We start from the raw sequence: 24,241 nt of genomic DNA, 5'->3' as shown, positions 1-24,241 counted from the left end.
TCGAGCATCATGCGCGGTCACCACGGAGCGGCGACGGCGATCGCCAGGAAAAGGGGACGCCGGATGACATGTCATCCGGCGCTTGAGCCGCTTTAGGCTGTTACTTTGCCAGGGTCATGGCGGTCGCCGGAACCTTGGGACCGAGTTGCTCGGTATAGTTCTTGGCTTCCACCGCCTCCTTGTCGGTGTTGATGTATTCGAAGGTGAGGCCATCCGCCTTGAGCTTCGCCGCCGTCGCATCCGAGGTCACGAAATAGGTCGGCATGTAGAGATCCTGCGGCAGCTTTTCGCCGTTGGCCAGGCGAGCGGCAACGGCGATGTTCCAGTAGCCGACACGATAGGCGCCGGTCAGCACGTCCATCACCATCTTGCCGTCGTCGATCAGCGGCTTCATCTCGGCGTCGCCGTCATAGCCGCCGTAGAGCAGCTGGGTTCCCATCGAACTGGCAACGGAATCGGCTGCCAGGCAAAGGCTGTCTGAGATGCAGCCGATGGCCTTCAGGTCCGGATAGGTGGTGAGCCATGTCTGGGCGGCATTCGTTGCCTTGGCTGCGTCCCAGCCGGTCGGCTCGATGCCGACGACCTTGATGTCCGGAAACTCCTTTTTCAGGGTTTCGACAAAGCCTTTTTCGCGCGTGTCGGACACGAAGTTGCCACGCGAACCGACGAGCAGGGCGACTTCGCCCTTGCCGCCAAGCGACTTGCCGAGCGCGCGGGCAACCATCGACATGTTGTCGTAGTCCGGATAGAGCGTCGAATAGTTCGAGCCTGCCTCGACCTTGTTGCCCATGGTGATCACCGGAATGCCGGCGGCAGTGGCTTTCTGGATCACCGGAATGACCGCGTTCTTGTCGATCGGATCGATCAGGATCGCGCTGACGCCCTGATTGATGAAATTCTCGATGATGCTGACCTGTTTTTCCAGGCTACCCTCGGCGCTCTGCCAGGTGGATTTCACCCCATAGTCGGCGGCAGCCACGTCGCCGGCTTCCTTCATGCGGACAAAGAAGGAGTTCTGCAAGTCGATTGCCGCAAGTCCAAGAACCTTTTCCGCGGCAAGCGAGGGCGTTGCGATGGCGAGTGCAAGCAGAGCAATGGATGCTTTCAGGGAAATGCGCATGTTTCAGTTCTCCTCTTGTTGCGACAGGACGATTCTTCGCCTCTTTTTCATGTCCCGCACGACGACCGTCCCAGCGACAGGCATTCCGGCGGTATTCCGCGGCACTCGTGCCGTATCCATGTCGGGCCGCGTCCTGCGTGGACCGGCCTTTCTCGACCTCAGCCGTTCAGGCCTTCGACACCGGCGCCGCAGACAAGCCCGGCGATGCGGGCGCCGCGCGGTGGCTTGAAAGCTCCGCTCATCAACGCGGCCAGCGATGCCGCGCCGCTGAGGTCGGCGGCGATGCCGAATTCGAACCAGAGCAATTCAGCGGCTTTCTGCATGTCCGCATCCTCGACAAGGACGATGTCGTCGACGTGCTTGGCGACGATCTCGTAGATACTTTCGTCCGTGCGGCCGCAGGCCATGGTCGCCACCTTCGTCGTTATCTCGGGCAAGCGAACGACACGGCCGGCAGTCAGGGAGGCGTGAAGGGTCGGTGAACCGGTCGGCTCGACACCAACGATCCTGGCGTCGGGTTTGACGTGCTTCAGGACTTCGGACATGCCACTGATGAGGCCGCCTCCGCCGATCGCGACGATGTAGATGTCGGCATCGGGAATCTGGTCGACCATCTCCAGCGCCACGGTTCCCTGGCCGGACACGATCTGCGCATCGGCGAAGGGATGCATGTAGAAGGCGCCGCGCGCTTTTGCCTCGGCCAATGCAGCCTCATGCGCTTCATCCCAGACCTTGCCTTCGAAGCGAACGTCAGCGCCCCATTTGCGCAGCTTTTCCGCCTTCAGCGGGCTTGCATTGTTCGGCAGGTAGATGGTGGCGGGAGCGCCGGCCCGGGCAGCCACATAGGCGGTGGCCAGGCCGTGATTGCCGCCGGATGCGGCGACCAGTCCGTTTTCGATCCGGCCCGGCTCGAGCGTTTTCACCCGGTTCGTGGCGCCCCGGATCTTGAAGGAGCCGCTCACCTGGAGGCATTCGAGTTTCAAATAGACATCATTTTGGAGGTTCGCGCCCGTGGCATGGTCGAGCTTGACGACCGGGGTGCGCCGTATGAAGGGGGCAATGCGCCGGGCAGCCGCCATGATGTCTTCATGGCTCATCGGTCAGTGCCTCCGGATATTCGTTGGCCAGCACGAAACAGCAATTCCCCGGGCGCACGCGGCCGGGTTGACGCTTGGCGAAAACGATGCCGTCGATGGGGTGAAGGAGATCGATGGGCGCGCGCGACGGCGTGTGGAGGAAGTGAATGCGTCCGGCAAGGTCGCCTTTGCTGACGGCACTGCCGAGCGGGCTCAAGGGTTCGAAGACACCGTCCTCCTCGGAAAGCAGATAGCCTTCGCTTCCGGGCACTTTGAGCACGCGTGCGTTGGCGCCAGGGGCAATGTCAGGCGCACCCTTCAGGACGCCTGCATGTTTCAGCACATTGCGGATGCCCCTGCGGCAGATGGCCAACGCATCCGGACTGACAAGGCCGCCGCCGGCCATCTCGCTGCCGATGACGATCAGCCCCTGGTGATTGGCGGACGCGGTCGAGGTCCGGGTTTCACCGAGATTGTCGACCATGACAACGGTCGGCGCCCCGAAGGCGAGCGTCGCCTTGATGTTCTTGCGATGCCCCTGCGCGGTCGGGGAGGGCTCGATGATCGCGCTCGGCAGGATCATCAGGGACGAACCGCCGGAGTGGAGATCCAGGAAATAGTCGGCCTTCGGAAACAGGATGTCATGCACATAGGCCGCTATCTGGCTTGTCAGCGTGCCGTTGAAATCGCCTGGAAAACTGCGGTTGAAATTCAACCCGTCGACCGGGGAGGTGCGGGTGCCGGCCTCGACGGCCCGAATGTTGATGGCCGGAATCGCGATGATGCGACCGGCTATATCCCGTGGATCGATCTCGCGCAGAAGCTCGCCGAGCGCGATCGGCCCCTCATATTCGTCGCCGTGGTTGCCACCCTCGATCAGGACCGTCGGACCGTCTCCGTTCTTGATGACGGCCAGCGGAACGCGGACCGTGCCCCAGGCATCGTCGTGCGGCGATTGGGGCACATGGAAGAAGCCGATCTGCTTGCCCTCGCGATCGAAATCGACCGACGTGTAAACACTGTTGTTTCGGGGCGTGATGGTCGCGCGGACAGTGTTTGCTGGTCTCTGGACGGTCATCGGCTCGGCCTCGAAATTCATTGTCCCCGTCATCATGTCAGTTTTATATATGGTGTCAAGTTTGGATATAAAACCAATGGCAATTCCGATTTCTTGTCTCTATCGTGCGTGGACCACCGGGGATTCTTCGAATGGCAGATGACGCAAAAGAGAGTGGCAAACCGACCTATTCGGCCCCGGCGCTGACGAAGGGTCTGGATGTCCTGGAGCTGCTGGCGGAGGCGCGGGCGCCCTTGACGATGAAGGAGATCGCGGAAGGCCTCGGTCGTTCGAAGAATGAGATTTTCCGGATGCTGATCGCGCTCCAGGAGCGTCAATATATCGAGCGCAACGCCGAGACCGACGCCTATTCGTTGACCGACAAGCTTTTCAAGCTGGGGCTGCACACGCCGAGCGCTCAGGATCTCATATCCGCCGCAATGCCCGAGCTGACGCGGATTGCCGGGGACTCAAATCAGTCGCCGCACCTGGTCGTCTTCAATCATGGCTTGACTGTCGTGACCGCGGCCGTTCCCGGCGGCGAGGACATGGCGTTCACGCTGCGCCTCGGCTACGGCCGCCTGGCCACCGACGCGACCTCCGGCCATGTGATCCTTGCCTTCCAGCCGCCAAAGGTCGCGACGCGGATGATCGACGAATGTGCGGCACATTCGCCGGCGCCGCTGGATCGAGAGGCGCTGGAAAAGCAGCTTCGTACCATCCGCGCGGACGGTTACTGGATGCGCGAGAGCCGTGATTTCGTCGGCATCACCGATATCTGCTGTCCGGTCATCGGACCGGACGGCAGCGCCGTCGCCTCCATTATCGTCGCCTATATCAATCGCCATACGCGTGAAAGCCGCCATGCCTTTACTCTGGAGGTCCTGCGTGCTGCCTGCGATCGCATCTCCATGAAGCTGTCACCGAAGGTTCGCTGAGGGGTCGTGGTGCGCTGACGGCGCGGACGAGGCACCGCCCGCGGGACGTTTGCACCGGATTGATAATACCAGTATGGGTCCAGTCAGGAATGTTTTGATCCTGGGTGCTTCTCGCGCGGGAGGAAGAGCAATGACAACCGTGAACCTGATCGGGCTTGTCAGTCGGGAGATGGAAGCGACAGCCTCCGATGTGCCGCTTTACAGACGGTTGAAATCGGCGATCGAGGCAGCGATCCGCTCCAATGCGTTGAAGGCCGGCGCGGTTCTGCCGGGCGAGCGGGTTCTGGCGGAAGCCCTGTCGATCTCGCGTGTCACTGTGAGAAAAGCTCTGGCGTTGCTCGAAGAGGAAGGGCAGCTCAATCGCCGGCATGGTTCCAAAACCGAGATCGGGTCGCGGGTCGAAAAATCGCTTTCGACGCTGACGAGCTTTTCGGAGGACATTCTGGCGCGCGGCCTGAAGCCTGGATGCCTATGGCTTTCCAAACAGATAAGCCGTCCATCGCCAGCCGAAATGATGGCTTTGGGTATTGCCGCAAACACCAATGTAATCCGCATGCGCCGCGTGCGGACGGCCGATGGCGCGCCGATCGCCGTCGAGGTCTCGGCCGTGCCGGTTCGCTTCCTTCCTTCGCCCGAGATGGTTCAGGACTCCCTCTATGAAGCGCTAGATGCACGCGGCTTCCTGCCTCAGAGGGCAATCCAGCGCATGCGCTCGCGCGGCGCATCGCTGGAGGATGCAAGACACCTTCATTGCGAGATGGGCGCACCGCTGCTGATGACCGAGCGCCGCTGCTTTCTCGCCGACGGACAGATCGTGGAATACTGCGAGACACGCTACAAGGGAGACGTCTACGACTTCGTCTTCGAGCTGCAAAGATAATACCAGTTATGAACTGGTTGTAATCTGGTATTTTCCATTTATCGTGATGGCGACAGGGGAGTGCCGACGTGCAGCGGGAAGACATCGCCAACAGTCTCATCGTGTCCTGCCAGCCGGTTCCCGGCGGCCCGATGGACAGTGCGCAATTCGTGACGGGCTTTGCCAGGGCCGCTCTTGAAGCCGGAGCCAAGGCCCTGCGCATCGAATCCGTGCCCTATGTCGCGGCCGCCCGCCTGGCCGTCCGCGAGCCGATCATCGGTATCGTCAAGCGCGATCTGACCGACAGCCCCGTGCGCATCACGCCCTATCTGGCCGATGTCGAGGCGCTGGCCGAGGCGGGCGCCGATATCATCGCTTTCGATGCGACGGACCGTGTCCGTCCCGTTCCTGTCGAAGCGCTTGTGAAAGCCGTCAAGGCCAGGAACAAGCTGACCATGGCCGATTGCTCTTGCCTTGACGATGCGCGCCGGGCCCTTGCCGCGGGTGTCGATTTCGTCGGCACGACGCTTTCCGGCTATGTCGGCGGGCCGGAGCCGGAGGATCCGGACATTGCCCTCATCGCTCAAATGCGAACCCTGACCCCCTACGTCATCGCCGAAGGGCGTATCCGGTCGCCGGAGCAGGCGGCCGCCGCCGCGCGCGCCGGCGCCTGTGCCGTGGTTGTCGGATCGGCGATCACCCGTACCGAGCACGTCACCTCGTGGTTCCACCAGGCGATTTCCGAGGCCTATGCGGCAAGAGGCACGCAAACCGTGCTTGGCCCAACCGTGCTGGGCATCGACATCGGGGGAACCAAGACCATGGCCGCGCTGGTCAGCGGCGGCAAGGTGGTCGAGGACATGATCGTGCCTACCGCGCGAGAGGCTGGACCCGACGCCTGGCTGGCATCCCTTGCGCAAAGCACGTCAGCCTGGTCAAGCCGCTTCAGTCGTATCGGTATTGCGGTGACGGGGCTGGTGCACGATGGACGCTGGTCGGCGTTGAATCCGGCGACGCTTGGCATTCCCGACGGCTACCCGCTGGTCGAAAGGGCATCCGCTGTTTTCGGCAAGCCCGTCTGTGCGTTCAACGATGCCCAGGCAGCCGCCTGGGGCGAATACAAATTCGGCGCCGGGCAAGGTCGCGACATCGTCTTTCTGACCATCTCGACCGGAATTGGCGGCGGCATCGTTTGCAACGGCCGATTGCTGTCCGGTCTTGCCGGTCACTTCGGTCTGATCCGTGGTTTGTCTGCAGACCATGCCCCACTCGAAGACAGCACCTCCGGCCGCTGGATCGCTTCGCAGGCCCTCAAGGCCGGCTTCAAGGCCGATGCCGCCGATGTGTTCGGGCGTGCGCTGAAGGGCGAGGCCTGGGCCGACGCCATCGTCTCGCGGAGCGCCTCGCGGGTCGCGACGCTGTGCCGGGACATTCAGATGATGTTCGATCCGAAATCGATCGTCATCGGCGGCAGCATCGGTCTTGTCGATGGCTATCTCGACCGGGTGCGCGCGCTTCTGGGCGAGGTTCCACCGCGCCTTTCCTCCAATCTCGTTGCGGCGAAGCTCGCGGGCCACGCCGGCGTCATCGGTGTTGCCGATCTTGCCAAATGGGCAAGGTAGCGGCGCCGCCGGTCATGCCATGCAAAAATCATCAAAAAAGAAGGGAACGATCATGAAATTGAGCAGGACGTCTTTTGCGCTTATGGCCACCCTCCTCGCGGGGACAGCTTTGCCGACCTTTGCCAACGCAACCGTGACCGTGCTCGGCTGGCCTGGCGGGTCCGAGGAAACCGCACTGCGGGCAACCGTGGAAACCTACAACAAGCAGGCAAGCGATGCCGACAAGGTGGAGCTGCTGTTCTTCAACCGCGAAGGCTTTTACGACAAGCTGCAGGCCGACATGGCGGCCGGATCCAACGCCTTCGACGTGAACCTCGTCGCCACCTACTCGCTCGGTCGCTACGCGCCCTATATGGAGCCGGTCGATCTTGGCGCGGATGCGGCCAAGGTTTTCGGCGAATCCGTTCTCAAGACGATGCAGTTCGACGGCAAGCAATACGGCGTGCCGACAGACCTTTCGCTGCACTTCATGTACTACCGCAAGGATCTCGTCGACGCCTTGAACAGGGATGACGCCGCCAAGAAGACCTATGGTGAAATCGCCCAGAAATATCTCGGCAAGCCGCTGCAGCCGAAGGACCCGGACAGCTGGACCTGGGACGACTGGGCGGCCACCGCCCTCTATTTCACCAAGCAGGTGAACCCGGACAGCCCGGTGCGCTACGGCACGGTCCTGCAGATGAAGAACCTGCTGTTCAACATGATGGTCTTCCAGTCCCTGCCGCGCTCCTACGGCGGCGACTGGATGGACAAGGACGGCAATGTCACGGTGGATTCGGATGCCTACAAGACCGGCCTCGAGCTCTACAAGAAACTCTATGATGCCGGGTCATCGCCCAAGGATTCGCTGAGCTACGAATATGCGGAAACCAACGCGGCCTTCGCATCCGGTCAGGCCGCGACGGCACTGCAGTGGAATGCCGCGGCGGCGGATCTGACCAGCACCGAAAAATCTCCGGCGGTCGCCGAGGTGACCGGGATCGTCGCGCCGCCGGCAGGTCCCGACGGACGCGCCGATCATATCCACGGCCTTGGTTTGGGCCTCAACAAGAACGCCAAGAACAAGGAAGGCGCCGTCAAGTTCCTGAAGTGGCTCGCCACCGAGGATGCGGCCTTGCTCTATGCGCGCAGCGGCGGTTCGCCGGCATTGTCTCCCGATGTCGTCGCCAAGGTTGCGAAGGAACGTCCCGATCTCGTCAAGCTCGGCGAATTCGCCAGCAAGTACGGCTATGTCATGACCGGAGCGACGTCTGCGAGTGCGCTCCCGGTCTATGAGCTGCAGGCAAAGGAGTTTACCGGCTACTGGTCCGGCCAGCAGAGCCTCGAAGATGCGCTCGCCCACACCAAGGCGGGCATGCAGGACCTTCTCAAGAAATGAACCATTTGCCGGACGCCGGGTCGAGCTCGGTGTCCGGCACGTTTGGCGGATCGACATGGCCCTTGTGACACGTGCCGAAGGCAGGATGTATCTGACGCCGCTGGTCGGCTTCCTGCTGCTGTTCCTCGGCTTTCCGGCGATCGTCAATCTGATTTATTCCATTTCGGCCGTCACATTCGAGACGCTGCGCAGTCCGGTGTTGAGCGGTTTCAGCAACTATGTCTCGGTGTTGAACGACCGCGAATTCTGGAGCTCGGCCTGGTTCTCTCTGCGCTTCGGTATTCTTACCGCATCAGCGGAATGTCTGATCGGTCTTTTCCTTGCCATCTTCCTGGCACCGCTTCTGAGCAAGCGACCAGTCCTGATGGCGCCGTTGATGCTGCCGCTGATGGTCGCGCCGGCCATGGTCGGTCTCATGTACCGGCTGGTGCTGCATGAATTCGCGGGACCCGTCCCCTACTATCTCTTCGAATGGTTCGGTGACAACCCGGCCTTCCTCGACATCAACAATGCCTTCCGCACCCTTGTCGTCGTGGAGACGCTGCAATGGACGCCTTTCGCCTTCCTGCTCTTCTACATGGCCTATTCGGCCATACCGCTCGACGTGCGCGAAGCCTCCTCGCTCGATGGCGCATCACCGTTTGAGATCGTCCGGTGGATCGACCTGCCATTGATGAAGCCGACGCTGGTCATCGCGTTTTTCATCCGTTTCATCGACGGTTTCCGGGTGTTCGACAATGTCTATGCATTGACCGGCAGTGGTGCAGGAGGTTCAACGACGTCCTTGTCGATCTACATCTACCAAGCCTTCTTCAAGGAAGGGGCTATTGGCAAGGCGGTCGCCGCCTCGGTTGTCCTGTTCATGGCGTCGTTCATCGTTCTCCACTGCCTTAACCGGCTTGCCGGCCGCAGGAAGCGTTGACGATGGCCGGGGCACTGCGCTGGATCGTTTTTGCCATCGCCGTGCTGGCGATGAATTTCCCCATTATCGTGACGCTGATCACATCGCTCAAAAGCCAGCGCGAGCTTTCGACGAACCCCGGTTTGTGGATCAGCCAGCCGACGCTCGACAACTATCTGGAGGTCCTGACGCAGACCAGCCGCTTCAACATCTATGCCTATCTGCTGAACAGCACCGTGGCGGCGCTGATCGGAACCGGCCTTGCGATCGTGCTCGCGTTCCCGGCTGCCTATGCGATCGCGCGCAGCGAGGCGGGAAAGCGCTTGGTCCTGCCGATCGTCATCAATCTTCGCGCCGTGCCGCTGATCATCTTCGCGATCCCGCTTTACATGATGTACCAGTGGCTGGGCCTGCTCGATACGCGGATCGGGCTCGGGCTCATCCTGACCATCGTCAACGCGCCGCTTGCACTCGTCATCCTGGTAAACGCGATTTCAGATGTACCAGTCGAACTCGACGAGGCGGCGAAAGTCGATGGCGCAAGTTCCTTGCAGGTGATGATGATGATCGTCCGGCCCGTCATCCGACCGGCGCTCGTCACAACCTTCATCTTCGGCTTCATCACCGCCTGGAACGAATTCCTCTTCGGCCTCATGCTGACAACCAGTCGTGCCGTGCCGATGACGGTCGGCGCATCCTTCTTCTTCGCCGCGAGCGGCGGTGGCGTAAAATGGGGAACCGCTTCCGCCGTCATGATGCTGGGCGCCTTGCCGCCGGCACTGCTGGGTCTTGTGATGTATCGGCAGATATCGGGATCCATGACCGCTGGGGCGGTCAAGGGCTAAAGCAAGAAGAAGTTCGTCTTTCCGACAAATTGGACAACCCAATCCGACAGCGCCAGCGCACTTGTCAGGCCAGGTGACTCGATTCCGAAAAGACGGATCAGCCGTCCGGACGGATCTGCCAGAATGTCGAAATCGCCGAACTGCAACCCGTTCGTTAGGCCGTAGCCCACAATAGCTCGGCTCCAGTTCCCCCTCTCTCAGCCGCGGCCAATAGATGGCGCGTAAAATGGTGTGGCCCCGGGCTGGCCGAGGAAGGAAGAAATGGTGCAGCTTGCTGATGGCGAAATCGCGATGGCGCAGACGCAACGCAGTCTGGTTAGGTCCAGCCTAAGCCGAACTACTGAAAATCATAATTTGTGCAGCGCACCCAACGTGCTTTGCTCCGCCATCGGCTGAAAGAAAACAAGAAAAGAATGTCAGGCGACAGGCTTCGGCGATGCCTCCGGAGCGGGTTTCGTTCGGGCCGGGATAACGCCCGACTTCAGAAAAACAGGGGAACGTGATGACGACAATAATCTCGAAGTTTCGCCGGGCCGCGCTGGTGGCCAGCATTGCGCTCAGCGCCATATCGGTGAGCCTCCACGCCGAAGCTGGCAGCTTGAAACTGGGCATGACGACCTGGGTGGGGTACGGACCGCTCTTCCTTGCCCGTGACATGGGCTACTTCAAGGAAGGTGGGCTCGATGTCTCGCTTGAAATCATCGAGGAAGCATCGCTGTATATGGCGGCTGTTGCCGCCGGCGAGCTCGACGGCAGCGCCTCGACCGTCGACGAGATCATGAAGTATCGTTCGAAGGATGTTTGCTTCAAGTCGGTCTATGCGCTGGATGACAGCCATGGCGGCGATGGCGTGCTCGCGCCCAGCGGGGTCAAGAGCATCGCCGACCTCAAAGGCATGGACGTAGCGCTGAACGAGGGTTCAGTGTCGCAGTTCTGGTTCAATATCCTGCTCAAGCAGGCCGGTCTCACCCAGGCCGATGTGAAGATCACCAACATGACGGCAGACGATGCCGCTGCCGCCTTCATGGCCGACCGCATTCCCGTTGCCGTCACCTGGGAACCGCATCTGACGCTGGCCAAGAAGGAAAACAAGGGACAGGTGCTGATCGACTCCTCCAAGACACCCGGCTTGATCGTCGATGTGGTGGCGCTCAACTGCGACTACATCACGAAGAACCCCGGAGATGTCGAGGCGCTGGTGAAGGGCCTCTACAAGGCCAACGAGTTCATCAAGGAGAATCCTGAGAAGGCGTATGAGGTGATGGCCAAAGGCGTCGGCGGCTGGCTGAAGGATCCGAAGGACTTCGCTTCCTCGGCCGCTGGCGTGAACTTCTACGGTAAGCAGCGCAATGCCGAATTCTTCGCCGGTGGCGAGACTGGCGAAGCCGGCAAGCTGATCAAGCTGGGCGGCGATATCTGGGGCGGCTTCGGCAAGCTCAAGATGGACATCAAGTATGATGACCTCGTCGATACGTCCTTCCTTGGGAAGTAGCTTGGCCTTGGAAAGTAGCTTGGCCTTGGAAAGTAGCTTGGCCTTGGAAAGTAGCTTGGCCTTGGAAAGTAGCTTGGCCTGCGAAGTAATTTGACCTTGCAAAGTGATTTGGCTGAACCGGAGGCGGACCTCGCGCCTCCGGTTCAAGCGGCCCAAAAGGGTATCCCGTGACACTAGCACCGAACACGAGCTCTCTGGTCAGCAATGGCGTGACCGCGAGAGTTGAAGAAGGTCAGGCCGGTCGATCCGTCCTGAAAGTCATCGCCACACCGTTTCGGGCTGTGCCGCGCTCTCTCTCCATTACGCTCGGCTTCATGGTCTGGATTGCCGTCATCGGCGGCTGGTTCGCGCTGACCTATTCCGGAGCGGTCAAGGAAATGTTCCTGCCTCGCCCAGAATCCGTGTTGTCCACCACCATCAGCATGGCGCTTGACGGGTCGTTGTGGGAGCATGTTTTCGCCAGCGTCCAGGTGGTGTTGATCGGCTTCGTCCTTTCGAGCATCGTTGCGGTGCCGCTTGGATTGACGATGGGCACCTATCGCATCGTGCAGGCCGTTCTCGAACCGTTGGTCAATTTCATACGCTATCTGCCGGTGACGTCCTTTGTGCCGCTTTTCATCCTGTGGATCGGCATCGGCATCGAGCAGCGCGTTGCCGTCATCGTCTTCGGCGTCTTCTTCCAGCAACTCGTCATGATCGCCGACAGCGCTCGCAGCGTCCAGCGCGACCTCGTCAACGCAGCCTATACGCTCGGCACGAAACGAGGCGACACGGTCTTCCACATCGTCTTTCCGGCCACGCTTCCGAGCGTGCTGGATGTGCTGCGCGTCACCATGGGCTGGGCCTGGACCTATCTCGTCGTGGCCGAACTCGTCGCCGCCCGCAGCGGACTTGGCTACATCTCGCTCAAAGCCATGCGCGGCTTTCAGGTCGACGTGATCTTCATGGCCATCGCCATGATCGGCATCCTTGGTCTTTGCACCGACCAATTGTTCCGGGGCATCCGCCGCCTCGTCGCTCCCTGGGCCAATTGAGGAACACGCACACATGGACGCCCTGAATCTTACGACGAAACCAAAGAGTTCCGACATAGGCATCGACAATGTGGTCCTGCGCTACGGCAAGGGTGACAATGCGGTGCTGGCGCTGGATGGCATTTCCTTTCACGTCGTGCCCAACGAATTCTGTGTGATCGTCGGCCCATCCGGCTGCGGCAAGTCGAGCCTGCTTTATCTCGTCGCCGGTCTTGAGGAGCGCACCGGCGGCATGATCGTAGTCGGCGGCAAGCCTGTTACCGAGCCGGGCCCGGATCGCGGCATGGTGTTTCAGGCATATACGCTGTTTCCCTGGCTTACGGTGGCGCAGAACGTCGAATATGGCCCGAAGCGGAAGGGCATTGCGCCGGCCGAGCGCAGGGTCATTGTCGAGCATTTTCTCCACGAGGTCGGTCTGGCAAAGTTCGCCAACCATTACCCGTCTCAGCTGTCGGGCGGCATGAAGCAGCGCGTTGCGATTGCGCGCGCGCTCGCCAATGATCCGGACGTGCTGCTGATGGATGAGCCTTTTGGAGCGCTCGACAGCCAAACCCGTCACAGCATGCAGAAGCTTTTGCTGAGGATCTGGGATCATTCCAAGAAGACGGTCCTATTCGTTACCCATGACATCGACGAAGCGATCCTGCTGGCGGACAGGGTGCTCGTCATGTCCGGCCGGCCCGGTCAGATCAAGAAGGAAATCCGCGTAGGCCTCCCGCGTCCACGCAGCATGGATCTGGTCATGGAGCCGAACTTCATCGCCATGAAGCGGGAGATCCTCGAGCTCCTGAAGAATGACGAAGACGACGAGCACTAATGCATGTCGCTCAAAAGTGACCTCGGTTTTGGGCAGACGACATGCATGAAACAGACATCGGCAGTCTTCGGTGTGGATGACGAAACGGGCAAGGCATGAGCATCGAGGCGGCGGAATTTGACTATATCGTCATTGGCGCGGGCTCGGCCGGCTGTGTCTTGGCAAACAGGCTGAGCGCAGACCCGGCAGTTCGTGTCTGCCTGATCGAGGCGGGTGGCAGCGACGACCGCACCAGGGTGCGCGTGCCGGCCGGCATTCTCTCGCTCTACGGCAATCCGAACTTCGACTACGGCTACAAGGGCGTGCCGCAGCCGCTGCTCAACAACCGCCGCATACCGGTCAACCGGGGCAAGGTTCTTGGCGGGTCGAGTTCGATCAACTCGATGGTCTATATTCGTGGCGCCGCGCAGGACTACGATGAATGGGCAGCGCTTGGCTGTGCCGGGTGGTCCTATGCCGATGTCCTGCCGGTCTTCAAGAAATTGGAGCGGAACTGCCTGTTGCAGAGCCCCGCCTATCACGGATTCGACGGCGAATTGCTGGTCGACAACCCGCGTGATCCCAACGTGGTATCCAGCCTGTGGGTTGAGGCGGGCAGAGGCGTAGGCCTGCCCGAGAACCGCGACTTCAATGCCGGTGGCCAACTCGGCCTCGGCATCTACAACGTGACCCAGAACAGAGGCGAGCGCTTCTCGGCCTACAGCGCCTTTGTCCGGCCGATTCTCGGCCGCTCGAATCTGCGGATATTGTCAGGCGTCGAGGTTCTTGATCTGGCGATTGAACGCGAGCGCGTCACCGGCGTCAACGTGATCAGGGCAGGCGCAACCCAACGGTTGGGGTGCCGAGCGGAGGTCGTCCTCAGCGCGGGTGCGATCGGATCGCCGCGCATTCTGCTTGCTTCCGGCGTCGGCCCGGCCGGGGAGCTGAAAGCAGCGGGGATTGAACCGGTCGCGAACCTGCCAGGCGTCGGTAAGAACTTGCGCGACCATGTCGATGGCATGATCACGGTGCGATCGAACAGCCGCAAGACGCTCGGCCTTTCACTCGCCAATCTTCCGGCGATGCTGGCGGCGCCGTTCCAGTATTTCGCCCGGCGCAAAGGCATGCTGACGACCAACTATGTCGAAGCCGGCGGCTTTGCCAGGACGAAGTATGCCGGGAGCATACCCGACATTCAGTTCCACTTCGTGCCGGGCTATCGCAGCCATCGCGGTCGGCTCGTCGAATATGGCCACGGCTATGCCGTGCACACCTGTGTGTTGAGACCGGGGAGCGTCGGCGAAATCACGCTTCAACGCGACGGCACCCGCCGCAATATGCTCATAGACCATCGCTTCTTCAGTGACGAACAGGATGCCCTGACCCTCGTCGAGGGCATAAAGGTCGCGCGTTCGATCCTGGCTTCGCCGGTTTTTGGCGGCATCCGCGGACCGGAAATCCTGCCTGGGCCCGACGTGAACACCGATGACGAGATTCTCGCCTATCTGCGTGCCGAGGCTCTTACCGTCTATCATCCGGTTGGCACGGCCAGGATGGGCAACGACGCCATGGCGGTGGTTGATCCCGCCGGTCTCAAGGTGCGCGGTTTCGACAATCTGCGCGTCGCTGATGCCTCCGTCATGCCGACATTGATCGGTGGCAACACCAATGCGCCATCCATGATGATTGGCGAAAAGGCGGCTATGGCAATACTGGCGTAGCCGTCTGCGCGCGGCCAATTCAGCATTTAGGAACAAGCTAACCACTGCCACATGAAATCGTAATTTTCGCTGCCCGGTCCCTCCAGTAAACCAACGATCAGACCTCCGCCGCATGCGCAGAAACTCTCGGGGAGAGCCAGAAAGGGCCGCTGAATGCCAGTCGAAACAGTAGACACGCTTGTTGTTGGCGGCGGCCAGGCGGGGCTGGCGATGAGCGAGCATCTGAGCAAGTGCGGCGTGCCCCATCTCGTGCTGGAGCGGGACCGCATCGCCGAACGCTGGCGTAGCGAAAGATGGGACTCGCTGGTCGCCAATGGTCCCGCCTGGCATGACCGTTTTCCCGGCATGGAATTTCCCAATGCCGGTCCGGATGCCTTTATCGGCAAGGAGAAGGTCGCCGACTATTTTGTCGCTTACGCCGACATGATCGCTGCCCCCATCCGCTGCGGCGTGGAGGTCAGGAAAGTGGAAAGGCTTGTCGGCCGTCCCGGCTTCCGGATCGAAACCTCGGATGGCGTGATCGAAGCCAGGAGCGTGGTTGCCGCCACCGGCGCTTTCCAGCATCCGGTCATCCCGGCCGTCGTTCCCGGGGACGCCGGACCTATGCAGATACATTCCAGCGCCTATCGCAATCCCGGCCAACTACCCAAAGGCGCGGTGCTGGTGGTCGGCTCCGGGTCTTCGGGGGTGCAGATCGCCGACGAGCTCCAGCGTGCGGGACGGCGGGTTTATCTCTCGGTCGGGCCGCACGATCGGCCGCCGCGGGCCTATCGCGAACGTGACTTCTGCTGGTGGCTGGGGGTTTTGGGCAAGTGGGACGCGCAGGCGCCTGCGCCCGGCACCGAACATGTCACCATCGCGGTCAGCGGCGCGCGTGGCGGCCAGACGATCGACTTCCGGCGCCTTGCCGCGCAAGGGATGACGCTGGTTGGCCGGACCGAATCCTACAGGCACGGTGTGATGACCTTCGCACCCGATCTGGCCAAGAATATCGCGCGCGGCGATGCGAATTACATGTCGGTTCTGGACGAGGCAGATGCCTATGTCGCCCGCAACGGCCTCGACCTTCCCCCGGAGCCCGAGGCCCGCAAGATCGGCCCGGACCCGCAATGCATGACCGATCCCATTCTCGAGCTGAACCTGTCGGAAGCCGGGATAGGTTCGATCATCTGGGCGACGGGATTCACCGTCGACTATAACTGGCTGAAGGTCGATGTGTTCGACGAAAGGGGCAAGCCGAAGCACCAGCGCGGTGTGTCGACCGAGCCCGGCATCTATTTCCTCGGACTGCCTTGGCAATCGCGCAGGGGGTCGAGCTTCATCTGGGGCGTCTGGCACGACGCGCAGCATGTGGCCGACCATATTTCCACGCAGCGCAAATACCTGGCCTACCATGCGTCCGCGAAGCGCGAGACCAAGGTGGCATAGACACGGCACCTCAAACGGGATGCCCCGACCTCGAGCCTGATCCGACGGAGACCAAGATGGCGCATACAAGAATTCGAAAGTTCAACACCAAGGACACTTATCCCGAGCAGAAGCTCGACAATGATCTGTGCCAGGCGGTCGTTACGCGGGGCGGCAGGACCGTCTATCTGCGCGGCCAGTGTCCGCAGGACCTCGACACGGCCAAGAACATCGACAGCCATGATCCGGTCGAGCAGACGCACAAGGTCATGCAGAACATCCGCCAGCTGATCGAGGAGTGCGGCGGCACCATGGAGCACCTGGTCAAGGTGGTGGTCTACATCACCGATGTGCGCCATCGTGAGGCGGTCTACCGTACCATGGGCGAGTATATCAGAGGCGTGCATCCCGTCTCGACCGGCCTTGTCGTGCAGGCCCTGGCGCGGCCGGACTGGCTGGTCGAGATCGACGGCACCGCCGTCATTCCGGACTGATTGCGATGACCTTTTCCATTGTCGCGCGGTGCGGCCGCACCGGCATGTTCGGGGTCGCGGTGTCCTCCTCTTCGCCTGCTGTTGCGGCGCGCTGCGCCTATGCGCAGGCGGGCGCCGGGGCCATTGCCAGCCAGAACGTCACCGATCCTACGCTTGGACTGCGCGGTCTCGAATTGCTGGCGCGCGGCGCGTCCGCGGCGGAGGCGATTGCCATATTGAAGCGCACCGGTGCCTATCCCGAATACCGGCAGGTGCTGGCTGTCGACGCCGCTGGAGCGACCGCGATCCATTCGGGTCCCAAAGCTCTTGGCATCTGGGCGGAGGCGCGAGCTGACAATGTCGCCTGCGGCGGCAACATGCTGGCCCATGATGGCGTGCCGCAAGCGATGGTCGAGGCCTTCCTGGCGTCGGAGGGGCATCTCGGCGACCGCCTCATCGCGACTATGCGCGCGGCGCTGACAGCCGGCGGCGAGGCTGGCCCTGTCCATTCCGCCGGCATGAAGCTGGTGCGTGAGGTGGCGTGGCCGGTCGCCGACCTGCGCTGCGACTGGACCGACGATTGTCCTATCGAGCAACTGGCGGCGCTGTGGCAACTCTACAAGCCACAGCTCGATGCCTATGTGACCCGCGCGATCAACCCATCCGATGCGCCGAGCTACGGCGTGCCGGGCGACGAATAGTCAAGACAGGGGTCACCTGCGATGAGTGAACTCAGCCACAAAGACTGGATCGGCAAGGCGTCCGCGATCCGTTTTCGTGACAAGGCGTTCATCGACGGCAAGACGGTCGCTGCGCGTTCGGGCCGGACCTTTGCCAGCGTCAATCCGGCAACCGGCGAGGTGCTGGCCGAAGTGGCGTCCTGCGGCGAGGAAGACATCGATCTGGCGGTTGCCGCCGCTAGGCGCAGCTTCAACGCCGGCGTCTGGTCGCGCACCAGCCCGGCGCACCGCAAGGAGGTGTTGCTGCGGCTGGCGCAGTTGCTGCGCGACAACCTGCATGAACTGGCCCTGCTTGAATCGCTCGACATGGGCAAACTGGTCAGGGATGCGGCTTCGGTCGACGTCCCCGGCTCGGCGGCGATCTTCCAATGGTATGGCGAGGCCATCGACAAGATCTATGGCGAGGTGGCGCCGACCGGCGAAGGCGATCTGGTGCTGGTGCGACGCGAGCCGCTTGGCGTGGTCGGCGCGGTGGTGCCGTGGAACTTCCCGCTCGACATGGCGACCTGGAAGTGCGCGCCGGCGCTGGCGGCGGGCAATTCGGTGGTGCTGAAACCCGCCGAGCAGTCGCCTCTGTCGGCCCTGCTCCTGGCGGAGCTGGCGATGGAGGCGGGCCTGCCTGCCGGCGTGCTCAATGTCGTGCCCGGCCTTGGCGAAACCGCCGGCCAGGCGCTTGGCCGCCATATGGATGTGGATTGCCTCGCCTTCACCGGTTCGACCGCGGTGGGCAAGATGTTCCTGCAGTACTCCGGGCAGTCGAACATGAAGCAGGTCTGGCTGGAGACCGGCGGCAAGAGCCCCAACCTCGTCTTTGCCGACTGCGGGGATCTCGATGTGGTGGCCGATATGGCGGCCTTCGGCATCTTCTTCAACCAGGGCGAGGTCTGTTCCGCCAATTCACGCCTGCTCGTCCAGCGCGGCATCAAGGATGCCCTGGTGGAGAAACTGGTGCAGCGTGCGGCGGCCACGCAGCCCGGCGATCCGCTCGATCCGATTTCGAAAATGGGCGCGATGGTCGATAGTCGCCACGCCGCCAATGTCATGCGCTTCGTCGAGGCCGGTAAAAAGACCGCGCGCCTGGTCGCGGGCGGCGACATGGTCACGGTCAATGGGCGCGGCAGCTTTGTCCAGCCCACCATTTTCGACGATGTCACGCCTGCCGATCCGATTGCCCGCGACGAGATCTTCGGGCCGGTGCTTTCGGTCATTGCCTTCGATGACGAGGCCGACGCGATCCGCATCGCTAATGACAGCCCCTACGGGCTCGCCGCATCGCTGTGGACCGACAGCCTGTCGCGCGCGCACCGCATCGCCGGGCGGCTGCAGGCCGGCACAGTTTCCGTCAACAAGGTCGACGCTCTGAGCCCGATGACGCCGTTCGGTGGTTTCAAGCAATCCGGCTTCGGCCGCGACCTGTCGCTGCATGCGCTCGACAAGTACACCGCGCTCAAAACGACATGGATCAAATATTGATGGGCGCCTAGAGCGCATCGCGATCGAACGGATTCAAGTGATGCGCTTTAGGCCTTTGCTCCATGCATGTCGTTTGCGCAAAACCGGGGCCACTTTTGCGCGACATGCATTAGGCTTGATCGAAGCCCTCAAACCGGCAACATAGCCAGCCATGCCGCTACGCTTCACGCTCAGACAGCTGGAATATTTCGTTGCCGTGGGCGAAGCCGGCTCCATCGCCAAGGCGGCCGAGCAGGTCAATGTGTCGCCGCCATCGATTTCGGCCTCGATCGCGCAGTTGGAAACCGAGTTCGGCGTCCAGCTTTTTGTCCGCAAGCATTCGCACGGCCTCTCGCTCACCGCCGGTGGCCGCATCTTCCTCAAGGAAGCCGCCCGGCTGCTCAATGATGCCGATGCCTTGCATGACGTCGCCGGCGATTTTGCCGAGAAGGTGCGCGGCCCGCTGGCGGTAGGATGCCTGCTGACCTTTGCGCAGATCGTGCTGCCGGCGCTGCGCATGCGGTTCGAGCGTGCTTATCCCGATGTGCGCGTGCGCCAGTTCGAGCGCAATCAGGGGCAATTGCTTGAGATGCTGCAGCGCGGTGAAATCGACCTTGCCCTGACCTACGATCTCGAACTGTCGCAGGATATGACCTTCGAGCCGCTGATGTTGGTGCCGGCCTATGTCATGCTGCCGGCGGGCCATCGTTTCGCGACCAAGGCGTCGATCACGACGGAGGAACTGGCCGACGAGCCGATGGTGCTGCTCGACCTGCCGTACAGCCGCGAATATTTCCTGTCGGCATTCCACCAGCGAGGGATCCGGCCCAATATTGCCGAGCGCACCGGCGACATTGCGGTCATGCGCTCCATGGTGGCCAACGGCTTCGGCTACGGCATCGCCAACATGCGGCCGCTCAACACGCTGGCGCCGGACGGCAAGCCGCTCGTCTTCGTGCCGTTGGACGGTGACCTGCGGCCGCTGACCATGGGCGTCGCCTTGCCCAATTCCGAACATCGTACGCAATCCGCCCAGGCGTTCATCGACCACTGCCGGCATTTTGTCGTCGAGCAAGGTGTGTTCGGAGCCGAGCGGGCCGTCGGCCAGGCAGCGCTTCCGCAGAAGTAGCGCCCGGTTACGCCAGTTGCTGGTCGGCAAGCCGCTTAAGCAATTTTTCCAGCATGTCGTCGCAGCGGCGCATCTGCTCGACGCTGACGAATTCGTCCGGCTTGTGCCCTTGCGCCATCGACCCCGGTCCGCACACGACCGTCGGCGTGCCGAGATCGCGGCTGAACAGGCCGCCTTCCGTGCCGAAGGCCATCTTGATGGTATTGTTGGCGCCGGTCAGCGATTTGACGAAGGCGACGGCTTGCGAACTGGCTGGCGTGTCCAGGCCGGGATAGGTGTTGGTGATGTCGATGTCGATTGCTGCCTCGGGCGCGATGGTCGAGGCTTCGGAAGCAATATGAGCAGCCTCCTTGCGCAGGCGGTCGAGAATCTCGTGCGGGTCGTCGGCCGCGACATTGCGGATCTCGAAGTCGACCTGGCAAAGGTTCGGCACGATGTTCAGCGCCACGCCGGCGTTGATCTTGCCGACATGGACGGTCGTGTATGATATGTCGTAGTCGCCGTCGCGGGCGCCATCGCGCACCAGCCGGTCCTGTTCGCGGCGCAAGGCGGCGACGAAGTCGCAGCCGAGATGGATGGCGTTGAGCGCCAGCGGGGCCAGCGCCGAATGGCCTTCGCGCCCCTTGCAAAGCGCGCGTGCGGCAAGCTTGCCCTTGTGCCCCGTCGCCACCTGCATATCGGTCGGCTCGCCGACAATGCATAGCAGCGGCCGATGCGGGGCCGCTTGCAGCATGTCGATTAGGCTGCGCACACCGATGCAGCCGATCTCCTCGTCGTAGGAGAGTGCCAGGTGCAGAGGCGTCTTCAGCGTCATTTTCGCGGCCTTGAGGCACGCGGCGAGCGCGCAGGCCACAAAACCCTTCATGTCGGCCGCGCCGCGTCCGTAAAGCTTGCCGTCACGGTTCGTCATCTCGAAGGGCGGCAGCGTCCAGGCCTGGCCGTCGACGGGAACGACGTCGGTGTGACCGGACAGCATGATGCCGGAAGCATCAGTCGGTCCGATGGTGGCAAAGAGGTTGGCCTTGTGGCCGTCCTCGCTGTGGATGATCTGGCTGGCAGTGCCGTGCGCGTCTAGCAGGTCCGCCACGTAGTTGACGAGGGCGAGGTTCGAGTCGCGGCTCACCGTCGGGAATGCGAGCAGCTTTTCAAGGATCTGGATGCTGTCCATGCGTCTTGTGTCTCATTGGCCGTCGGTACTTCTAGCATCGCGTGGCCGGGGCCTTGAAGTCGCATTTGGCTCAGTCGGGATTCAGCGGATGCTAATCCGGATGTGTGCGATTAGGCGCGGCCTAACCGGCACAGAAGAAATCTGTTGTTTTCCGGCGCTTGCCGCAACTTATGAATGGTCTCACGGCATCAACCCACTGGGCTGGCCGGCTTGCGTCACGCCTCGAAACCATGATCGGGCGTGCTGCAGGGCGACGCTGGCAGGAAGGCACGTTCCATGCGCGATCCGCGTTATGATATTCTGTTTGAGCCCGTGAAGATCGGTCCGGTGACCGCCAAGAACCGCTTCTATCAGGTGCCGCATTGCAATGGCGGCGGCTATCGCGACCCTTCGGCCGCGGCCGAGATGCGCCGCATCAAGTCGGAAGGCGGCTGGGGCGTCATCTTCACCGAGCAAACCGAGATGCACCACACATCGGAGATCACGCCCTTCATCGAGCTCAGGCTGTGGGACGATGCCGATATTCCGGCGCTGGCGAAGATGGCCAAGGCAATGCACCAGCATGGCGCGCTGGCCGGCATCCAGCTGGCCTACTCAGGCATCAACGGGCCGAACCTCTACACCAAGGAAGTGCCGCGCGGGCCGTCGGCCCTGCCGATCCGCACCTTCACCAACGATCCGGTGCAGGCGCGCGCCATGGACAAGCAGGATATTCGCGACCTGCGCCGCTGGCATCGCAATGCCTTCAAACGGGCGAGGCTCGCGGGCTTCGATTTGGTGTGTCTCTACGGCGCGCATGGCTTCGGCATCATCCAGCACTTCCTGTCCACGGCCACCAACCAGCGCAGCGACGAATATGGCGGCTCGCTGGAGAACCGCTCGCGGCTGATGCGTGAGCTGATCGAAGAGGGCAGGGACGCTATCGGCGACACGTGCGGCCTGACGCTGCGGCTGTCGCTGGACGAGATGATCGGTGAGCTCGGCTTTGCCAATTCCGAAGTGCGCGACATGATCGAGATGCATGCCGATCTGCCCGACCTCTGGGACCTGGCGCATGGCGCCTGGGAGGACTGCTCCGGGCCGTCGCGGTTCAAGGAGGAGGGCGCGCAGGAGAGCCTGGTGTCCGGCATCAAGAAACTGACCTCGAAGCCGGTCGTAGGCGTCGGTCGCTTCACCTCGCCGGATGTGATGGTGAAGATGATCAAGTCCGGCACGCTGGATTTCATCGGCTGCGCGCGCCCATCGATTGCCGATCCCTTCCTGCCGAAGAAGGTGGAGGAGGGGCGCATCGAGGACATTCGCGAATGCATCGGCTGCAACATCTGCATCACCGGCGACATGACCATGTCGATCTCGCGCTGCACGCAGAACCCGACCTTCATGGAGGAATGGCGCAAGGGCTGGCATCCCGAACGCATGCAGGCCAAGGGCGATAGCGACAGCGTGCTGATCGTCGGCGCCGGCCCGGCCGGGCTGGAGGCGGCGCGTGCGCTCGGCCTGCGCGGCTATCAGGTGGCCATCGCCGAGGCCGGCACCGAACTTGGCGGCCGCGTGGCGCGCGAGTGCCGCTTGCCTGGTCTCTCGGCATGGGGACGCGTGCGCGACTACCGCCAGTACCAGATCAGCCAGATGTCCAATGTCGACGTCTATTTCGAAAGCCGATTGTCGGCGCAGGAGATACTGGACTTCGGCTTTCAGAACATTGCGCTTGCCACCGGCTCGACATGGCGCCGAGACGGCGTGGCGCGCGCGCATGTCGTGCCGATGCCGATCGACCCGGCCATGCCGGTCTACACGCCGGACGATCTGATGGCCGGCACTGTGCCGACCGGCAGTGTCGTGCTGTTCGACGACGACCACTACTACATGGGTGGCGTTCTGGCCGAGCTGATGGCGCGCCAGGGTGCGAAGGTGACGTTGGTGACGCCGTCAGCCTATGTGTCCGACTGGACCCGCAACACGCTGGAGCAGGGCGCCATCCATCGCCGGCTGGCCGAACGCGGCGTCGAGATCGTGCTGAACCGGACTGTGACGCGCATCGTGCCGGGCGGTGTTGCCACGGCGTGCGCCTATACGGGCAGCCAATTTGACATCGCCGCGGACGCCGTGGTGCTGGTCACGTCACGCCACCAGGACGATAGTGTCTGGCAGGAATTGAAGGCGCGGCGGGACGAATGGGCCGATAGCGGCATCCGCTCGGTCAAAATCATCGGCGACGCCGAGGCGCCGGGTCCGATCGCCTGGGCAACCTATGCCGGCCACCGCTTCGCGCGCGAGCTGGATGAAGCCGATATCGGCGACGCACTGCCCTTCCGGCGCGAGGTCACAGCGTTGGCCGCGGAATAGGGCGCCTGCGGCGCGGTCAGCGAATATCGGATTGTTTCAACCATACCGCATTGCACAATTCCTTCGCTTGGTCACAATGCAGGCATGGTTCGAACCGCACTCGCCGTCCTGGTGATCGATGAAAACCGCATCCGCGCCGCGATCATCGAGGCGGGGTTGCGCGAGGCCGGCCATGAGCGGGTCACTGTCATCCATGATGTGACCGGCATTGCGCGGCGGATCGCCGAGATCGAGCCCGACGTCATCGTCATCGATCTCGAAAACCCGAATCGCGACATGCTGGAAAACATGTTCCAGCTGTCGCGTGCCGTAAAACGGCCGATCGCCATGTTCGTCGACCGCTCCGACCAGGCCTCGATCGAGGCGGCGGTCGATGCCGGCGTTTCGGCCTATGTCGTCGACGGTCTGCGGCAAGAGCGCGTCAAGCCGATCCTCGACATGGCGGTCAGCCGCTTCAACGCCTTTTCGCGCATGGCGCGCGAACTGGAAGAGGTTCGCGGCGAGCTCGAGAGCCGCAAGGTGATCGACCGCGCCAAGGGCATCCTGATGAAATCGCGCGGCCTCTCCGAAGAGGCCGCCTACACGCTGCTGCGCAAGACGGCGATGAACCAGAACCGCAAGATCGGCGACATCGCCCAAAGCCTGGTGACTGCCGCGGGGCTGCTGGGACCGGCGGAGGACGAATGA

Annotated in this window: 21 protein-coding genes; 17 read left to right on the top strand and 4 right to left on the bottom strand. The window is 62.3% G+C overall.

Annotated features, from left to right (window positions below; genetic code table 11):
- Nucleotides 1-100 precede the first annotated feature (100 nt).
- The 3 genes from M729_RS0105040 to M729_RS0105030 all read right to left on the bottom strand — a co-directional run bounded on the left by M729_RS0105040 (nucleotide 101) and on the right by M729_RS0105030 (nucleotide 3,310).
- Nucleotides 101-1,120, bottom strand: a complete 1,020-nt coding sequence (locus M729_RS0105040; RefSeq protein ID WP_013530435.1) for a sugar ABC transporter substrate-binding protein — start codon at nucleotides 1,118-1,120, stop codon at nucleotides 101-103.
- A 158-nt stretch (nucleotides 1,121-1,278) separates the two neighbouring features.
- A complete protein-coding gene (locus tag M729_RS0105035; RefSeq protein ID WP_013530436.1) occupies nucleotides 1,279-2,217 on the bottom strand; it encodes a threonine/serine dehydratase in 939 nt (312 codons plus the stop codon).
- The gene (locus tag M729_RS0105030) at nucleotides 2,207-3,310 is read right to left on the bottom strand and encodes a succinylglutamate desuccinylase/aspartoacylase family protein (RefSeq protein WP_224620669.1); all 1,104 of its coding nucleotides are present in this window, start codon (nucleotides 3,308-3,310) and stop codon (nucleotides 2,207-2,209) included. Before M729_RS0105030 ends, M729_RS0105035 begins: the two co-directional genes overlap by 11 nt.
- A gap of 95 nt (nucleotides 3,311-3,405) precedes the next feature.
- On the opposite strand from M729_RS0105030, the gene M729_RS01000000134670 reads away from it, so the two are divergent.
- From M729_RS01000000134670 to M729_RS0104945, 15 genes are all read left to right on the top strand, one after another.
- Nucleotides 3,406-4,191: an IclR family transcriptional regulator gene (locus M729_RS01000000134670; RefSeq protein WP_050596180.1), complete on the top strand. Its 786-nt coding sequence runs from the start codon at nucleotides 3,406-3,408 to the stop codon at nucleotides 4,189-4,191.
- A 130-nt stretch (nucleotides 4,192-4,321) separates the two neighbouring features.
- Nucleotides 4,322-5,071: a GntR family transcriptional regulator gene (locus M729_RS0105020; RefSeq protein ID WP_027160933.1), complete on the top strand. Its 750-nt coding sequence runs from the start codon at nucleotides 4,322-4,324 to the stop codon at nucleotides 5,069-5,071.
- A gap of 68 nt (nucleotides 5,072-5,139) precedes the next feature.
- On the top strand, nucleotides 5,140-6,672 hold the full coding sequence (locus M729_RS0105015) for a putative N-acetylmannosamine-6-phosphate 2-epimerase (protein ID WP_027160932.1): 1,533 nt from the start codon (nucleotides 5,140-5,142) through the stop codon (nucleotides 6,670-6,672).
- Between the two features lie 82 nt (nucleotides 6,673-6,754).
- Nucleotides 6,755-8,050 carry a sugar ABC transporter substrate-binding protein gene (locus M729_RS0105010; RefSeq protein ID WP_245267541.1) on the top strand — a complete coding sequence of 432 codons (1,296 nt, stop codon included), beginning with the start codon at nucleotides 6,755-6,757 and terminating at the stop codon, nucleotides 8,048-8,050.
- 55 nt (nucleotides 8,051-8,105) lie between these two features.
- A complete protein-coding gene (locus tag M729_RS0105005) occupies nucleotides 8,106-8,972 on the top strand; it encodes a sugar ABC transporter permease (protein WP_027160931.1) in 867 nt (288 codons plus the stop codon).
- Between the two features lie 2 nt (nucleotides 8,973-8,974).
- On the top strand, nucleotides 8,975-9,796 hold the full coding sequence (locus tag M729_RS0105000) for a carbohydrate ABC transporter permease (protein WP_027160930.1): 822 nt from the start codon (nucleotides 8,975-8,977) through the stop codon (nucleotides 9,794-9,796).
- Nucleotides 9,797-10,298: 502 nt separating this feature from the next.
- Entirely contained in the window at nucleotides 10,299-11,288 is a 990-nt protein-coding gene (locus M729_RS0104990; protein WP_027160929.1) for an ABC transporter substrate-binding protein, read from the top strand.
- Between the two features lie 167 nt (nucleotides 11,289-11,455).
- Nucleotides 11,456-12,322, top strand: coding sequence for an ABC transporter permease (locus M729_RS0104985; protein WP_024503974.1), 867 nt, complete (start codon nucleotides 11,456-11,458; stop codon nucleotides 12,320-12,322).
- A 13-nt stretch (nucleotides 12,323-12,335) separates the two neighbouring features.
- A complete protein-coding gene (locus M729_RS0104980; RefSeq protein ID WP_013530446.1) occupies nucleotides 12,336-13,139 on the top strand; it encodes an ABC transporter ATP-binding protein in 804 nt (267 codons plus the stop codon).
- 95 nt (nucleotides 13,140-13,234) lie between these two features.
- Nucleotides 13,235-14,839 (top strand): GMC family oxidoreductase N-terminal domain-containing protein, encoded by a 1,605-nt coding sequence (locus M729_RS0104970; protein ID WP_027160928.1) that lies wholly within the window; start codon nucleotides 13,235-13,237, stop codon nucleotides 14,837-14,839.
- 153 nt (nucleotides 14,840-14,992) lie between these two features.
- Nucleotides 14,993-16,267 (top strand): NAD(P)/FAD-dependent oxidoreductase, encoded by a 1,275-nt coding sequence (locus M729_RS0104965; RefSeq protein ID WP_027160927.1) that lies wholly within the window; start codon nucleotides 14,993-14,995, stop codon nucleotides 16,265-16,267.
- Between the two features lie 56 nt (nucleotides 16,268-16,323).
- The gene (locus tag M729_RS0104960) at nucleotides 16,324-16,740 is read left to right on the top strand and encodes a RidA family protein (protein WP_013530449.1); all 417 of its coding nucleotides are present in this window, start codon (nucleotides 16,324-16,326) and stop codon (nucleotides 16,738-16,740) included.
- A gap of 5 nt (nucleotides 16,741-16,745) precedes the next feature.
- Entirely contained in the window at nucleotides 16,746-17,420 is a 675-nt protein-coding gene (locus tag M729_RS0104955; protein ID WP_013530450.1) for a DUF1028 domain-containing protein, read from the top strand.
- A gap of 21 nt (nucleotides 17,421-17,441) precedes the next feature.
- On the top strand, nucleotides 17,442-18,932 hold the full coding sequence (locus M729_RS0104950; RefSeq protein ID WP_024503970.1) for an aldehyde dehydrogenase: 1,491 nt from the start codon (nucleotides 17,442-17,444) through the stop codon (nucleotides 18,930-18,932).
- A 151-nt stretch (nucleotides 18,933-19,083) separates the two neighbouring features.
- Entirely contained in the window at nucleotides 19,084-20,040 is a 957-nt protein-coding gene (locus tag M729_RS0104945) for a LysR family transcriptional regulator (protein WP_013530452.1), read from the top strand.
- 7 nt (nucleotides 20,041-20,047) lie between these two features.
- Here the strand turns inward: M729_RS0104945 and argE are convergent, their stop codons facing one another.
- A complete protein-coding gene (gene argE, locus M729_RS0104940) occupies nucleotides 20,048-21,208 on the bottom strand; it encodes an acetylornithine deacetylase (protein WP_024503969.1) in 1,161 nt (386 codons plus the stop codon).
- A gap of 276 nt (nucleotides 21,209-21,484) precedes the next feature.
- Between argE and M729_RS0104935 the strand changes: the two genes are divergently transcribed.
- Together M729_RS0104935 and M729_RS0104930 are read left to right on the top strand one after the other, a co-directional pair.
- Nucleotides 21,485-23,554, top strand: coding sequence for an NAD(P)-binding protein (locus M729_RS0104935; protein ID WP_024503968.1), 2,070 nt, complete (start codon nucleotides 21,485-21,487; stop codon nucleotides 23,552-23,554).
- An 84-nt stretch (nucleotides 23,555-23,638) separates the two neighbouring features.
- Entirely contained in the window at nucleotides 23,639-24,241 is a 603-nt protein-coding gene (locus M729_RS0104930; protein WP_013530455.1) for an ANTAR domain-containing response regulator, read from the top strand.

Origin of the sequence: Mesorhizobium sp. WSM1293 (assembly GCF_000513875.1) — a bacterium.
In the GTDB taxonomy this organism is placed as follows: Bacteria; Pseudomonadota; Alphaproteobacteria; order Rhizobiales; family Rhizobiaceae; genus Mesorhizobium; species Mesorhizobium ciceri.
Note: the sequence above shows the minus strand (reverse complement) of the source record. Positions and strands in the feature narration are given on the sequence as shown.

Bases quoted from the DNA above. Each gene is read 5' to 3' on its own strand.
- M729_RS0104980 (WP_013530446.1), top strand. From the start codon at position 12,336: ATGGACGCCCTGAATCTTACGACGAAACCAAAGAGTTCCGACATAGGC.
- M729_RS0105030 (WP_224620669.1), bottom strand. From the start codon at position 3,310: ATGATGACGGGGACAATGAATTTCGAGGCCGAGCCGATGACCGTCCAG.
- M729_RS0105040 (WP_013530435.1), bottom strand. From the start codon at position 1,120: ATGCGCATTTCCCTGAAAGCATCCATTGCTCTGCTTGCACTCGCCATC.
- M729_RS0104945 (WP_013530452.1), top strand. From the start codon at position 19,084: ATGCCGCTACGCTTCACGCTCAGACAGCTGGAATATTTCGTTGCCGTG.
- M729_RS0104965 (WP_027160927.1), top strand. From the start codon at position 14,993: ATGCCAGTCGAAACAGTAGACACGCTTGTTGTTGGCGGCGGCCAGGCG.
- M729_RS0105010 (WP_245267541.1), top strand. From the start codon at position 6,755: ATGGCCACCCTCCTCGCGGGGACAGCTTTGCCGACCTTTGCCAACGCA.
- M729_RS0104935 (WP_024503968.1), top strand. From the start codon at position 21,485: ATGCGCGATCCGCGTTATGATATTCTGTTTGAGCCCGTGAAGATCGGT.
- M729_RS0104960 (WP_013530449.1), top strand. From the start codon at position 16,324: ATGGCGCATACAAGAATTCGAAAGTTCAACACCAAGGACACTTATCCC.
- M729_RS0104990 (WP_027160929.1), top strand. From the start codon at position 10,299: ATGACGACAATAATCTCGAAGTTTCGCCGGGCCGCGCTGGTGGCCAGC.
- M729_RS0105035 (WP_013530436.1), bottom strand. From the start codon at position 2,217: ATGAGCCATGAAGACATCATGGCGGCTGCCCGGCGCATTGCCCCCTTC.
- M729_RS0104930 (WP_013530455.1), top strand. From the start codon at position 23,639: ATGGTTCGAACCGCACTCGCCGTCCTGGTGATCGATGAAAACCGCATC.
- M729_RS01000000134670 (WP_050596180.1), top strand. From the start codon at position 3,406: ATGGCAGATGACGCAAAAGAGAGTGGCAAACCGACCTATTCGGCCCCG.
- M729_RS0104970 (WP_027160928.1), top strand. From the start codon at position 13,235: ATGAGCATCGAGGCGGCGGAATTTGACTATATCGTCATTGGCGCGGGC.
- M729_RS0104950 (WP_024503970.1), top strand. From the start codon at position 17,442: ATGAGTGAACTCAGCCACAAAGACTGGATCGGCAAGGCGTCCGCGATC.
- M729_RS0105000 (WP_027160930.1), top strand. From the start codon at position 8,975: ATGGCCGGGGCACTGCGCTGGATCGTTTTTGCCATCGCCGTGCTGGCG.
- M729_RS0105005 (WP_027160931.1), top strand. From the start codon at position 8,106: ATGGCCCTTGTGACACGTGCCGAAGGCAGGATGTATCTGACGCCGCTG.
- M729_RS0105020 (WP_027160933.1), top strand. From the start codon at position 4,322: ATGACAACCGTGAACCTGATCGGGCTTGTCAGTCGGGAGATGGAAGCG.
- argE (WP_024503969.1), bottom strand. From the start codon at position 21,208: ATGGACAGCATCCAGATCCTTGAAAAGCTGCTCGCATTCCCGACGGTG.
- M729_RS0104955 (WP_013530450.1), top strand. From the start codon at position 16,746: ATGACCTTTTCCATTGTCGCGCGGTGCGGCCGCACCGGCATGTTCGGG.